The organism is Flavobacterium limi (assembly GCF_010645075.1).
GTDB classification, from domain to species: Bacteria; Bacteroidota; Bacteroidia; order Flavobacteriales; family Flavobacteriaceae; genus Flavobacterium; species Flavobacterium limi.
The window spans coordinates 41,620-55,611 of the sequence record NZ_JAADZV010000015.1; the positions used below are offsets into that span (position 1 = coordinate 41,620).

Annotated in this window: 11 protein-coding genes; 3 read left to right on the top strand and 8 right to left on the bottom strand. The window is 31.4% G+C overall.

The window, feature by feature from the left end; genetic code table 11:
• Positions 1 to 64 precede the first annotated feature (64 nt).
• Both GXM16_RS21600 and GXM16_RS21605 read left to right on the top strand, forming a co-directional pair.
• The gene (locus GXM16_RS21600) at positions 65 to 1,168 is read left to right on the top strand and encodes a fatty acid desaturase family protein (protein ID WP_163396574.1); all 1,104 of its coding nucleotides are present in this window, start codon (positions 65 to 67) and stop codon (positions 1,166 to 1,168) included.
• A 135-nt stretch (positions 1,169 to 1,303) separates the two neighbouring features.
• A complete protein-coding gene (locus GXM16_RS21605) occupies positions 1,304 to 1,951 on the top strand; it encodes a M15 family metallopeptidase (protein WP_229684202.1) in 648 nt (215 codons plus the stop codon).
• On the opposite strand, the gene GXM16_RS21610 is transcribed toward GXM16_RS21605, so the two are convergent.
• The 8 genes from GXM16_RS21610 to tsaD form a co-directional block, all read right to left on the bottom strand.
• Positions 1,952 to 2,515: a hypothetical protein gene (locus GXM16_RS21610; protein ID WP_163396575.1), complete on the bottom strand. Its 564-nt coding sequence runs from the start codon at positions 2,513 to 2,515 to the stop codon at positions 1,952 to 1,954. It lies immediately after the preceding gene.
• Between the two features lie 2 nt (positions 2,516 to 2,517).
• Positions 2,518 to 3,702 carry a THUMP-like domain-containing protein gene (locus tag GXM16_RS21615; RefSeq protein ID WP_163396576.1) on the bottom strand — a complete coding sequence of 395 codons (1,185 nt, stop codon included), beginning with the start codon at positions 3,700 to 3,702 and terminating at the stop codon, positions 2,518 to 2,520.
• Positions 3,703 to 3,704: 2 nt separating this feature from the next.
• Positions 3,705 to 4,796, bottom strand: a complete 1,092-nt coding sequence (locus GXM16_RS21620; protein ID WP_163396577.1) for an AI-2E family transporter — start codon at positions 4,794 to 4,796, stop codon at positions 3,705 to 3,707.
• Positions 4,797 to 4,906: 110 nt separating this feature from the next.
• A complete protein-coding gene (locus GXM16_RS21625; RefSeq protein WP_163396578.1) occupies positions 4,907 to 5,863 on the bottom strand; it encodes a zinc metalloprotease in 957 nt (318 codons plus the stop codon).
• A gap of 154 nt (positions 5,864 to 6,017) precedes the next feature.
• Positions 6,018 to 6,515, bottom strand: coding sequence for a TrmH family RNA methyltransferase (locus GXM16_RS21630; RefSeq protein WP_163396579.1), 498 nt, complete (start codon positions 6,513 to 6,515; stop codon positions 6,018 to 6,020).
• Between the two features lie 10 nt (positions 6,516 to 6,525).
• Positions 6,526 to 7,164, bottom strand: a complete 639-nt coding sequence (locus tag GXM16_RS21635) for a DUF4159 domain-containing protein (RefSeq protein WP_163396580.1) — start codon at positions 7,162 to 7,164, stop codon at positions 6,526 to 6,528.
• Positions 7,165 to 7,385: 221 nt separating this feature from the next.
• On the bottom strand, positions 7,386 to 8,090 hold the full coding sequence (locus GXM16_RS21640; RefSeq protein WP_163396581.1) for a 16S rRNA (uracil(1498)-N(3))-methyltransferase: 705 nt from the start codon (positions 8,088 to 8,090) through the stop codon (positions 7,386 to 7,388).
• Between the two features lie 2 nt (positions 8,091 to 8,092).
• Positions 8,093 to 9,115 carry a tRNA (adenosine(37)-N6)-threonylcarbamoyltransferase complex transferase subunit TsaD gene (gene tsaD / locus GXM16_RS21645; RefSeq protein WP_163396582.1) on the bottom strand — a complete coding sequence of 341 codons (1,023 nt, stop codon included), beginning with the start codon at positions 9,113 to 9,115 and terminating at the stop codon, positions 8,093 to 8,095.
• Positions 9,116 to 9,304: 189 nt separating this feature from the next.
• On the opposite strand from tsaD, the gene GXM16_RS21650 reads away from it, so the two are divergent.
• The gene (locus tag GXM16_RS21650; RefSeq protein ID WP_167519882.1) at positions 9,305 to 13,807 is read left to right on the top strand and encodes a translocation/assembly module TamB domain-containing protein; all 4,503 of its coding nucleotides are present in this window, start codon (positions 9,305 to 9,307) and stop codon (positions 13,805 to 13,807) included.
• Positions 13,808 to 13,992: the final 185 nt, after the last annotated feature.

The following is a 13,992-nucleotide window of genomic DNA, read 5'->3' on the forward strand; positions in this document are numbered from 1 at the left end:
TTGTTTAAGCGCGTTTTAACTTTTTTTATTAAATTTGATGTAAGAATTTATATCAATAATCATTATGGAACATTTAAATCGCCCAATTTATTTAAAACCTGGCACTGATGATTTTTTTAAAAAGATTCGCAAAGAAGTTAATGAAACTGTTTTACAAAATTCCTCGTTGTACCAGTTTAATATCATAAAGTCTTTAGGACTTGTTGTTTTCTTCTTTTTATTTTATGCCTGTATTCTCTGGCTTGGAAACAGCACTCCTTTATTATTTTTATTTTATATTCTATCCGGAATTACGATGATCGTATTATTTATTAATGCATTTCATGATGCTGCGCACGGAGCATTGTTTAAAAAATCAAAGCATAATAAATGGTTTATGTATCTTTTGGAGCTTTTTGGAAGTAATCACTGGCTTTGGACACGTCGTCATATTAATCTTCATCATGCTTATCCAAACGTTCCCGACTGGGATGTAGACATAAAACAAAGCGATATCATCAGAATTTTTCCTAATAGCCCGCTATATCATTATCATAAATATCAGCATATATACATGTGGTTTATTTATCCACTGTATAGTCTTAATTGGATTTATATCAGGGATTTTAAAGACTTCTTTAGCAAAAAAGATAACTACGTAAAGAAAGTAGTAGATAAAATTCCAACAAAAGAAGTTTATATGCTGTTTACTGCAAAAGCTATTAATCTTTTTTACCTGCTTTTTATTCCAATGTTAGTTTTAAACCAGCCTTGGCATATTATTTTATTGGGCTGGATTACTATGCACATGTGCGGAAGCGCACTGGGTGTAGTAGCGCTTGTTTCTACACATGTTGATGAGGATGCGCATTTTCCCGGAACAGATGATGAAGGAAATCTTTCCGCTACATGGGCTTTGCACCAAATGATTGTAACAAAGGATTTTAGTACCAATAGCAAACTGGCTAATTTTTTATATGGCGGTTTTACACATCATGTAGCGCATCATCTTTTCCCATCAGTAGGCCATACTTACTATCCTTACATTACACCCATAATAAAGCGATATGCAGAAGAATATGGTCTTCCTTATACCTCTTATCCATTTCACCATGCTATACGCTCACATTTTCGAATGTTGAAAGACAAGGGGGGGCATGATAACATTTTGACAGCAGGGGAAATTTGATTGCGCAATAAATTTTAATATTCATAGCCGGAAAGTTTTCTTCCGGCTTTTTGTTTTAAAATCATTAAAGGTTCACTTTTTTTTATTCTTATATTTACTTTTTTAATAAAGCCAGTCAATTTTAAATGTTATTTTATGTCGAAAATCATCAAATTTTTGTTTTTTCAGGTTTCCTTTTTTTGGATTATTTTTTCCAATGCCCAAAATGAGGTCTGTAAATCTGAAGTGGTCATTGCTGATACAACGTTTGTAAATTTGAAAGATTACAGTAAAGATTTTATCTATGATATGAAATATGCTACTGAGGATAATTTTTTGAAAGCTAAAGTTTATGATTGTGCCGAATGTTTTTTACGACTAAAAACAGTTAAGGCACTGGTACAAGCTAACAAGGATTTTATGAAAAAAGGCTATAAAATAAAACTATATGACTGTTACAGACCACTATCTATTCAGAAAAAAATGTGGGAGATAGTTTCGAATCCGGAGTATGTAGCTGATCCAAAAAAAGGCTCCATCCATAATAGAGGAGGAGCCGTTGATATTTCTATTGTTGATTTCAAAGGAAAAGAAGTTGATATGGGAACTCCCTTTGATTTCTTCGGGATTGAGGCTGGACATTATTACACTAAACTTTCGAAAGAAGTTTTATCGAACAGAAAATTCCTTAAAAAAGTAATGATTAAAAACGGCTTTAATTCTTTTGATTCAGAATGGTGGCATTATAATTTAAAAACAGGTTTAAAAGATAAAGTTTCTAACCAAAAATGGGACTGCAAATGATTATTCAACACACCTGATGTTTTCCATAAAATAAGTATCAGGATGATATACTTTTCCGTTCATTTCAGAGGTTAGTTCACTTCTTACAATGTGGTCCTGAGTGTCAGTTAAATATTTAATACGCATAATTGTCACAGGAGATTTTTTCAATTCTTCATAATTATCTTTCACAAACATAAAAATCCCTGTATTGATTCTGTTGTTATATTCTTTATCACGAAGAAGCGTTCCGCAGTTCTCCTGATTAATGTGCATTAAAGTAACAACTTTGCCATTTTGCAATTGTAAAAACACTTTTGAGTTTTTGTCAAAACAATTGGCTTTTATAAAGTCCTTGCTCTTTTGGATTGACTGTAAATTTAATGTAGGCAGACCATCAGTTTGTGCCAAAGAAAAAAAGATATAATTAGAAGTATTACCAAAATTTTTCTCACTGATCAAATATTCATTTGTAACTTTATAAGTACCAATTGAATCCGTTACATTGGTACTATATTCACAAGGTTTTTGGGCAAATGCGGTAAAGGTTAACAGAAAAAAAGTTAGTGTAATTAGATGTTTCATTTTTAAGTTATTTTTCTGCAAATTAAAACTATTTTGTTATCATTTTTATCAGTTGTAAAAAAACAATATAAATTCCCTCCGTTTTTTATTTTCCATTTTTTTCGAATCGTTTCTACAGTGTCAGGAAAATTCCGTGTGGTAATATTGGCCTGTTGATTTAAAAGTTCTGCTTTCATATCATTTTTGCTGTATGAAATCACTTTTTCTATTTCAAAACGGCGTCCGGGAAAATCAATTAATTTATCAGAAGTATACAAATGAGAATGCTTATGAAGTTTACTTATTTGAAAAAAAACACTGACAGCATCAAAACCACCCGATTTCATAATGGCCGAATTAGGTTCATACAGGAACTTCATAGGTAAATCAAATGATGAATATTCTAATTCACCCAGAACAAATTCAAAAGTTTCGGTTTTATCCTTTAAAAGATTAGCAGTTTTTATGGTTATTCTGCCTGAAAAATGATTATGTATTTCAAAAAGCAATTCTTTTACTTCGTTTTCAAAAGCAATAATATGAATGTTTTTTACGAATTTCAATTCTGATAAGCCTGCTGAAATGTCTAATAATGGTGCAGTCTTAATTAAAATTGAATCCGTTTTTTCAAAGTAAAAATCCAAAGATTCAGGAACATTTGGCAAACAGTCTTTTAGCATGAAAACTTTGCCTTTTGCATCATTTCTACGGGATGGATCAATATAAATCCAGTCCCATTTGAAACCTGGTTCTGATTCATTTAAGATATTTGCAGAATCATCTGCATAACAAAAACAATTCTTCACATCTAATTGTCCAAAGTTATATTTTACAATTGCTGATAACTCCTTGTTTATTTCGCAGTGCGCAACGACTTTGAATTTTTTAGAAAAATAATAATCATCTACTCCAAAGCCTCCGGTTAAATCTATCAAAGTTTTTCCTGAAATCAAAGAAGCTTTATAAGCTGCAGTTTTTTCAGAAGAAGTTTGTTCAACAGATATTTTACCAGGATAAATAATGTTTTCTGTCGAAAACCACGTTGGTAATTTATCTTTGGCTTTGGTTTTGGCTTCAATCTGATTTAGAATCAAAATCCAGTCAGTTTCAGGAAAAGGATTTTTCTGAAGTGCTAATTTTGTAACAGAAGCACCAATATTCTGAGATATAAAATCTTGTATGTTTGTGTTTAAAATTGAATTGTTCAATGTTAGATTTTTTCTGTTATAACGGAAACAATTTTATTGTCTGGAAAAAACTCCTTCAGAATTACTTTCAGCATTGTATAAACCGGAATCGCAATAATCATCCCAACAATTCCAAAAGTAATTCCGCTTATTATTGTAATAAGAAATATTTCCAGAGGATGCGAATTTACACTTTTTGATGAAATGATAGGCTGGCTGATATTGTTGTCAATCGCCTGAACCAGTAAAAATCCAATCACAACATATATTGTAGTTGGTAAAATTTCAGACCGGAAATCATTTCCAATCAGGCTGATCATAGTAAGAATTGCAGCTAAGACTGTACCAATAATGGGACCGATATACGGAATGATATTTAAAATAGCACATAAAAAAGCAATAACAAGAGCATTTTGATTTCCGAAAATCAGTAAAACAATTAAGTACAATATGAATACAACAGTTAGCTGCAGCAACAATCCAATAAAATAACGGGTAAGCAAATGATTGATTTTGATAATGGAATTTATGATTTTGTCTTCATTTGAATCCGGAAGAATATTTCTGACGCCTATTTTAAAGCTCTGCTGGTCTTTAATAAAGAAAAATGTAATAAAAAAGACAGAAACTAAACCCATTCCCAGATCAGCCATAAAATTCATGATGGAGTTTATAAAACGGGTAAAATAGTTAAAATCAATTGCCGATGTAATTTTTGAATCTTTAAGAACTTTATTCAAATCCACATGCTGGATATTAAAATAAGCTTCAATATTTTTTTCGGTTTCTATAAACTGCGTCTGAAGCTGATTAGTATCTAAAAGTGCTAAATTATTAGCCTGGGAAATGATTAATGGTACAAATAAGAAAATAAAGCCAACAAGTAAAAGTATAAAAAGTATAATTGCGGTTGTTGCGGCTAATGAATTGCTGAATTTTAATTTGTTTTTTAAAAACAGTACCAGTGGATTTGCAATCAAACACAATATCAGGGAAATACACAGATATACAATTACGGTTTGTATTTCGTATAAAAAGTATAAGATTAGTCCAATGACCAGGATTGTTGCTAAAGCTCTTAAAATCCCATTTGAAATAGTTTTTGATGTTATCATGAATTCAGTTTTTGACTATAAATATAGAAAAAAGCTTTTAGATTGGGGAAGTGTAATAAAAAAAGCGAGATAGAATAATCCCGCTTTAATCATTAAAATCTTAAGAATTTTTAAATTCCAAAAGCAGCTCTTGGACCTCCGGAAGTAAAGATGGCTGCCATTCTGCTTTTTTGTCCATTGGTAAACATATACATGGCATTATCATTAGTGTAATCCATGTAGTTCATCGTCATTTCTACAGGTGTACCGGAGCATGTACTGTAATGTGGATAAGCTGGTACACCATAATTTTCTTCATTATGGGTTGGAGTATCAGAAACTAAATCGCTTCCGCAAGTTGCATCTCCCCAAATATGGCGTAAATTCATCCAGTGGCCTACTTCGTGAGTTCCCGTTCTTCCTAAATTGAAAGGAGCATTAGCAGCACCGGACAATCCAAAAAATCTATAGTCAATCACAACACCGTCTGTTGAAGATGGTCCACCCGGGAATTGGGCATAGCCAAGGATATCATTACCAATAACACATGACCATAAATTAAGTTTTGTTGTTGGTGATGTTGGGGCAATACCGCCCTGAGCAGTTTTTTTCATGGCATCGTTTGTTCCCCATTGAGTTTTGGTAGTTGATTTTCTAATTACCTGCTCTAAAACAAATGTTATTCCTACATTGGCTTTTACACCTGAAAAAAGAGCAGGGACATTGTTGTAATCTGAATTCAGGGCATTGAAATCTTTGTTTAGAACGTCAATTTGGGATTGAATTTGGGCCAAAGAAATATTTTGGGCTGTAGTTCTGTATAATACATTAACGACAACCGGAATTTCGATTTTACCATTTACTAAACGGTTTGTCAAAATACTTTTCTTTGTAAAGTTTTCAATTTCATTCATTCTGAGAGCCAGTGTAGGATCAGCTTTTAACTGTGCTTCAAAAACTTGTTGTGATGCGCATCCACGTCTCGAAACTGCATTTAAATTCGAATTTGAATCTGAAGATTCTGCCTGGTCATTTTGACAGGAAAACAGCATTAAAGCTGTAATTGCGGAAAAAAGAATTTTTTTCATGATAAAAGGGGTTTTTGTTATAAAATTGTTATTCGGTTAAATATTAACGCAATTTTATAACAAAAAATAGATTTAGCAAAATTTTCATAACAATTTGTTTACTAGAATTTTACAAACCCTTATGTAGTCTAGTTCTTATAAAAAGTTAAATTTTTTATTTAGAAGTTAATTCGTACAAAATTATGCTGGTAGCTTGAGAGACATTCATACTACTATTGTTTCCAAACATGTTAATATGAACAATTTGATGTGAAATTTTTAGAAGTTCGTTACTGATTCCGTTAATTTCGCTTCCTATTATAACTGCAATTTTTTTGTTTTCAGGAATTACAACTTCCTTTAATGGCTTGCTGTCACTTGCAATTTCTAAAGCAATAATTTCAAATTCATTTTCGATTAAATAATCAATTAATTCAGCTGTTTCTTCTACTACAGTATGAGGAACATGAAGGTGGGTACTTCTTGAAGTTTTGTTAATTTTTCTGGGAGTTAATGGAATATCTTTCCCTAAAAAGATGATGTTTTCGACTCCAAAAGCTTCACTAATTCTAAAAAGAGAACCAATATTTTGCTGAAAGTAGATATGATCGCAAACAAGGGTTATGGGAAATGTTTTCCTTTCAAATTGATTTTCTTCGTGAGTAAGCTGCACTTCTTGGAGATTAATTGGTGAAAATATAATTGATGATGTTAGCGCCCATTTTTAATGCTTTTTGACGCACTTCTACCGGGTCATTATTTACTTCGGGATCTTCCCATCCATCACCAAGATCACATTCATAAGTATAAAGCAGAACAAGCTTGTTTTCTACAAAAACTCCAAATGCCTGAGGTCTTTTGGCATCATGTTCATGAATTTTTGGCAGTCCGCTAGGAAAAGGAAAAGGTTTTTGAAAAATGGGATGATTTGCCGGAATTTCGACTAAATTGTTATTCGGAAATATTTTTTTGATTTCTTTTCTAATATAGTGATCCATTCCATAATTGTCATCTATGTGAAGAAAACCGCCACCATTTAAATAATTTCTGAGATTGTTTATATCAGCATCGCTAAAAACAACATTTCCATGTCCTGTCATGTGTACAAAAGGATACGAAAGCAAATCAGGATTGCCTGGTTCAACTGTTGAAGGTTTTGCCTTTATTTGTGTTTGAATGTTTGAATTACAAAAACGGATTAAATTAGGTAAGGAGGTAGGATTTGCATACCAGTCTCCGCCACCATTATATTTTAGTAGAGCAATTTCTTGTGAAAAGCAGGAAATGGAAACTAATAAGAACAGAAAAAATATTTTTCTCATAAGGCTATAAATTATCGAATAGTTTTTTTAAAAAATTTAAGACTCTTTTGTCATTTCGACGAAGGAGACCCGAGCGATAGCGAACAGACGAAGCAATCACACACGGGATTTGACAAAGATTGGAAACATACTTTGTGGAGTTTCTAGTGTGATTTCTCCCGAAAAAGCCGAAATGACAAAACTAACTTAATTTAGGATAATAAAACTAACTTTGATTAATATTATTCATTAAAAAAAACAACACTATGACAGGCTACTACGGCAGCAGTTTCTGTTCGTAAACGGGTATTTCCCAACGTAACAGGCTGAAATTTATTTTCAAGAGCCAATGCAATTTCTTTTTCAGAAAAATCTCCTTCCGGACCAATCAAAAGTGTTACATTTTGGTTTTGTTTTAATGCTTCTTTCAGCGATTTTTTATCTGTTTCTTCGCAATGTGCTATGAACTGTAATCCTTCATTTTTTTGTTTGAGGAATTCTTTAAATGAAACAGCTTCGTTTAATTTCGGCAAATAAGTTTCGTTGGATTGTTTCATTGCCGAAAGAATAATTTTCTCAAATCGTTCTTTATTTATGACTTTTCTTTCAGACCGGTCGCAGATGATTGGTGTTATTTCCTGGATTCCAATTTCGGTAGCTTTTTCCAGAAACCATTCAAAACGATCATTCATTTTTGTTGGAGCAACAGCTAAATGCAAATAAAATTTTGGTTCTGTAGATTTTTGTATGGAACGAACTTCTACAATACATTTATTATCTGAAGCAAGCGTAATTTCGGTTTCAAACAATAATCCCAAACCGTTTGTAACATACAGGATATCTGCATCTTTTTTTCGTAAAACCTTTATGATATGACGGCTTTCTTCTTTATCAAAAGAAAAAGTTTCAGTCGTCTCATCTATATTCGGATTATAAAATAATTGCATAATTAAAATTGAATTCGTGCTTTAGAAACTACAGAAGAATCTTCAAAACGATTTGATAAATATTTTTGATAACCAACAATTCCAATCATTGCGGCATTATCTGTTGTATACTCGAATTTTGGAACGAAAGTTTTCCAGCCATATTTACCTTCACTTTCTTTAAGTCGCATTCTGATTCCGGAATTTGCCGAAACTCCTCCGCCAATAGCAATTTGTTTAATTCCGGTTTCTTTTACTGCTAATTTTAATTTATCCATTAAAATTTCGATAATAGTATATTGAATAGACGCACAAATATCATTTAGGTTTTCTTCGATGAAATTTGGATTTGTCTGCTTGTTCTTTTGTATAAAATATAAAATAGCCGTTTTTAGTCCGGAAAAACTAAAATCCAAACCGGGAACTTTTGGTTTTGTAAACGAAAAGGCTTTTGGGTTTCCTTCTTTAGCATATTTGTCAATCAAAGGGCCTCCCGGATAAGGAAGTCCAAGGATTTTGGCACTTTTGTCAAAAGCTTCTCCAACAGCATCATCTGTAGTTTCTCCAATAATTTCCATATCAAAAAAGCCATTCACTTTTACAATTTGAGTATGTCCGCCGCTGATAGTTAAGGCTAAAAAAGGAAACTCGGGTTTGTCAAAACCTTCTTCATCTATAAAATGGGCTAAAATATGTGCATGCATATGATTAACAGCAATCAACGGAATTTTTAAAGCAAGAGATAATGACTTACTAAAAGAACTTCCAACTAACAAAGAACCCATTAAACCCGGTCCTTGTGTAAAAGCAATAGCTGTTAATTGTTCTTTTTGTATATTAGCTTTGCGTAGTGCAGCATCAATTACGGGCACGATATTTTGTTGATGTGCCCTGGAAGCGAGTTCAGGAACAACACCGCCATATTGATTGTGAATTAACTGATTTGCCACAACATTTGACAGTACTTTGTCGTTATGTAAAACCGCGGCGGCAGTATCATCGCAGGAACTTTCGATGGCAAGAATAAAAACCTCTGAATTTTGCATATAAAGGCACAAATTTTGAATTATATTTGACAAATCAAATTTTTAACTTCTTTAATTGTAAAAGAGGAGCCAAAATTAAAGAATTTTTATCAAAAACAGTCGTTCTTTGTCTGTTCAAAATAAATTTAAAAGTAAACTAAAATAAAAGCAGCTATCAAAAAAGTAAAGAAAATAATATCAAGAACCCTTATGGGGTTACTCTTACTTATACTGGTATTTGCAATTACCTTGTCTTTACCAGTGGTGCAAACCCAAATTGCACATTATATTGCTCAAAGACTCAATACCGATTTTAAGACAAATATAAGTATTGACAAAGTGGCAATAAACGCTTTTGGCGGTGTCAAACTTAAAAAAGTATTGATTCTGGATCATCACAAAAAAACTCTAATCTATTCTGACATTATTACCACTGATATTTTAAGTGTAACCAGATTGATTGATGGTGATTTGATTTTTGGAGACGTTCGTTTGACTGGCTTGATTTTTAATCTAAAAACCTACAAAAATGAAGATGAAAACAATATTAATGTATTCATCCGGCTATTTGAATCAGGGAAACCAACAAAATCAAAAAAACACTTTTTGCTGACAGCTAAGAATGCCTATATTTCGCAAGGAGCATTTTCTGCAATTGACGAAAATAAAAATACACCTAAGATTATAGATTTTAAAAAACTTAATACTTATATCAGTGATTTTAAAATATATGGTTCTGAAATAAACACCAATATTCATAGGTTTTCTTTTCTGGATCACAGAGGTCTTTATGTGACAAACCTGAGTTCTAAGTTTAGTTATACTAAAAAACAAATTAAGCTTGAAAATTTAGCCATAACAACTAAAAGATCTAATATTTACGGCAAGGCAATTTTAAATTATAATGTTAAAGACTTTTTAGAATTTACTGATAAAGTAAGATTTGATGTTGCGTTAGATTCGGCTTCACTGGCATCAAATGATATACACCATTTTTATAGCGGATTAGGAAAAAACCAGCATTTTAAAATCCGGACTAAAATACAAGGCCCACTAAACAACCTGAACTTAAATAATCTGAGATTAAGTGATAAAAACGGGACAAGAATAGTTGGAAACATTAATTTTAAAAATCTTTTGGGAAAGAAAACTCAAAAATTTTCTATGACTGGAAAATTCGACAAACTGATTTCCAGTTATGATAATTTAGCTGTTTTACTGCCTAATATTTTAGGTAAAAAATTACCCAAAGAACTTCAAAGAATTGGTAAATTTAATATTGTGGGTACAGTAAAAGTTTCAACCACTGACTTAGAAACAAAATTTAAAATAGCGACTGATTTAGGCAATGGACAAGCCGAACTGAATATAAATAATATGGATTTTATTGATAAAGCTTCATATTCAGGAAATATTGTTTTGGATAATTTTAATATTGGTGCTTTATTAAAAAGAAAAGATATTGGCAAAACCACTTTAAATTTAAATGTTGACGGAGTTGGTTTTTCAAAAAAATATCTTAACACTATTGTAAAAGGTGATATTGCTAAACTGGATTACAATAAATATACTTATAATAATATTGTTGTAAATGGTAATTTTAAGCTGCCTTATTATAAAGGACAGGTTTCTGTTAATGATCCTAATTTAAACTTGTCATTTGATGGTTTGGTTGATTTGAGCAAACGCGAGAATAAATATGATTTTCATATTAATGTAGAAAATTCAGATCTGCGAAAATTAAAATTTGTAAATGATTCGATCTCAAGTTTTACAGGGGATGCAATTGTTCAGGTTAGCGGAAATTCCCTGCAAAGCTTACACGGGAATATTTATATAAAAGATGCTGTCTACCAAAACCCGAAATCAACCTATGTTTTTGATGAAATAACGGTAAATTCAAGTTTTGATTCAGATAAATTGCGCACAATTACCGTTAATTCCACTGATGTTGTAAATGGTAAGATTGTAGGTAAATTTCAATTTGATCAGTTAGATAAATTGGTCATGAATTCAGTTGGAAGTCTTTATACGAATTATAAGCCCTATAAAGTTAAAAAAGGGCAGTTTTTGCGTTTTAATTTCCATGTTTACAATAAAGTTGTAGAAATGCTGTATCCGAATATTGAAATTGATTCTAGTACAGTGCTGCGAGGTAAGATTGATTCTGATAAACAAGAGTTTAAGTTTAGATTTAATTCCAAAAAAATTAAGGCTTCAAAAAACACATTCGATAATGTACGAATTAATATTGATAACAAGAATCCGCTATATAATGCTTTTGTCGAATTAGATAGTATCAAAACTCCCTACTACAAGATCCGTGATTTTAATTTGATTAATGTAACATCAAAAGATACATTGTTCGTTCGTTCTGAATTTAAAGGAGGTAATAAAGGTGAAGATTATTTTAATTTGAATTTATACCATACTATAGATAAGAACAAAAATAATATTGTTGGAATTCATAAATCAGAAATGAAATTTAAAGACTATTTATGGTATTTAAATGAAGATGAACAAGATGATAATAAGGTAGTTTTTGATAAAAAGTTTAAAAATTTCACTATCGATAATATTATACTATCACATGAAAATCAAAAAATCGATTTAAATGGAGTTATAAAAGGAAATGATTATAAAGACCTGGCGCTGAATTTTGAAGATGTTGATATTAATAAGATAACACCTTTAAATAACAAGTTTGTGGTTAACGGTAATTTGAACGGAAGCATAAATTATAAGCAGAATAAAAATATCTATCAGCCTACAGCATCTATTGAAATTGATCATTTAAATTTAAATAAAATTGATTTAGGAACATTAAAATTTGATATTTCAGGAGATGAAACGTTTAAAAAATTTACTATAAATTCTTCAATCGAAAATAATTTCACACAATCTTTCAGTGCAGAAGGAAATTTTGCCATTCAGAATAAGGAAACAATTTTAGATTTGAAATTAAAACTTGACGGTTTTAATCTGGCTACCTTAGGAACCATAGGAGGAAATGTTTTATCGAATATAAGAGGAAGTGTTTCCGGGAATGCAGCCATAGCAGGTAATCTCAAAAAACCGGAAATCAATGGAAGGCTTTACGTAGAAAAAGCAGGTATGACTGTTACTTACCTTAATACAGATTATGAATTAAACAATCGGACAGTTGTAGATTTAACAGACGAAAAATTTCTTTTTAGGAACAATCAGCTGACAGATACTAAGTTTAGAACTAAAGGTTTGTTAAACGGAAGTATTGAACATAAGAACTTTGGAGACTGGAAATTAGATTTAACAATAACTTCAAAACGATTGCTGGCATTAGATACAAAAGACAGTGATGATGCTGCTTATTTTGGAACAGCATTTATTAATGGTACGGCAAGTATAAAAGGGCCTACGGAAGCACTGTTTATTAAAGTTGATGCGAAATCTGATAAAGACACACAGATAAAAATACCAATCAGTAACGTACAAAGTGTAGGTGAAAAAAGTTTCATCCATTTTATAACACCTAAGGAAAAATACAATTTAGCCAATGGTATCGTTGAGAGAACAAAAAACTACAATGGTCTTGAATTGGAATTTGATTTTGATATTACTCCTGATGCAGAAATAGAGGTGATTTTGGACAGGGATTCAGGACACGGTATGAAAGGTAAAGGATATGGATCACTGCTGTTTAAAATCAATACACTAGGTAAGTTTAATATGTGGGGAGATTTTCAGGCTTATGAAGGAACTTATAATTTTAAATACGGCGGATTAATAGATAAAAAATTTGCTGTTAGAAAAGGAGGTTCTATTATTTGGGAAGGTAATCCTATGAGGGCACAATTAAATTTAGAAGCTGTATATAGAACAATAGCAAATCCTGCAGTATTATTGGAAAATTCTTCATTCAATAAAAAAGTACCTGTAGAAGTTGTAATTGGTTTAAGAGGGGATTTAGCGAGTCCTGAACCTAATTTTGATATTCAGTTTCCTTCGGTAAGCAGTGTTTTGAAATCAGAAATACAATATAAACTGGATGATAAAGATATTCGTCAGACTCAGGCTTTATATTTATTGTCTACAGGCTCTTTTATGAGTACAGATGGTTTTAGCCAGGGAGATTTGTCAGGCACATTTGCAGAAACAGCTTCAAGTTTATTGGGAGATATAATTAAGTCTGATAATGATAAAATAAATGTTGGATTTAATTATATTTCAGCAGACAGGCGTATAGGACAGGAGGCTGACGGTCAGGTAGTAGCAACTGTGTCATCACAAATTAATGAGCGTATTACTATTAATGGAAAAGTTGGAGTGCCTGTAGGCGGTATAAATGAATCGGCAATTGTAGGCGATATTGAAGTACAATACCGTATTAATGAAGACGGGACTGCAAACTTGCGTTTGTTTAATAAGGAAAACGATATTAGTTACGTGGGACAGGGAATTGGATACACTCAGGGTGTTGGTATTAGCTATGAAGTAGATTTTGATACTTTTAGTGAATTAGTTAATAAAATTTTCAAGAAGAGTAAATTAGGAAAACCAAGTAAAAGCACAAATGATATACAGGATTCTAGTCTGAATCCGGATTATATAAATTTTACAAACGCTAAAAAAGAAGCTGAAAAAGATAAAAAGAAATCTGACAAGAAGGAAGATGAGAAAAAGCCTCAACAAAACAACAACAACCAGGGACTAATCCCTGATAATGATTTCTAACTAAAATTATCTAATATTACTTTTTTGTGATCGTATTAATATTTGCGAGTTTTTATAAATTATCATAATTGTAAAATTTTATAACACTTGATTTACCGAATGTTAATTTTACATTATTAATTAAAAAAGACTACTTTTATTATTTTTAATGAATTTTTAGGTATCTAAAAACTTATTAACCGAAA

Excerpts from the sequence above, each read along its gene's own strand:
- GXM16_RS21605 (WP_229684202.1), top strand. The coding sequence starts at position 1,304 with ATGTCGAAAATCATCAAATTTTTGTTTTTTCAGGTTTCCTTTTTTTGG.
- tsaD (WP_163396582.1), bottom strand. The coding sequence starts at position 9,115 with ATGCAAAATTCAGAGGTTTTTATTCTTGCCATCGAAAGTTCCTGCGAT.
- GXM16_RS21650 (WP_167519882.1), top strand. The coding sequence starts at position 9,305 with ATGGGGTTACTCTTACTTATACTGGTATTTGCAATTACCTTGTCTTTA.
- GXM16_RS21600 (WP_163396574.1), top strand. The coding sequence starts at position 65 with ATGGAACATTTAAATCGCCCAATTTATTTAAAACCTGGCACTGATGAT.
- GXM16_RS21635 (WP_163396580.1), bottom strand. The coding sequence starts at position 7,164 with ATGAGAAAAATATTTTTTCTGTTCTTATTAGTTTCCATTTCCTGCTTT.
- GXM16_RS21610 (WP_163396575.1), bottom strand. The coding sequence starts at position 2,515 with ATGAAACATCTAATTACACTAACTTTTTTTCTGTTAACCTTTACCGCA.
- GXM16_RS21640 (WP_163396581.1), bottom strand. The coding sequence starts at position 8,090 with ATGCAATTATTTTATAATCCGAATATAGATGAGACGACTGAAACTTTT.
- GXM16_RS21625 (WP_163396578.1), bottom strand. The coding sequence starts at position 5,863 with ATGAAAAAAATTCTTTTTTCCGCAATTACAGCTTTAATGCTGTTTTCC.
- GXM16_RS21620 (WP_163396577.1), bottom strand. The coding sequence starts at position 4,796 with ATGATAACATCAAAAACTATTTCAAATGGGATTTTAAGAGCTTTAGCA.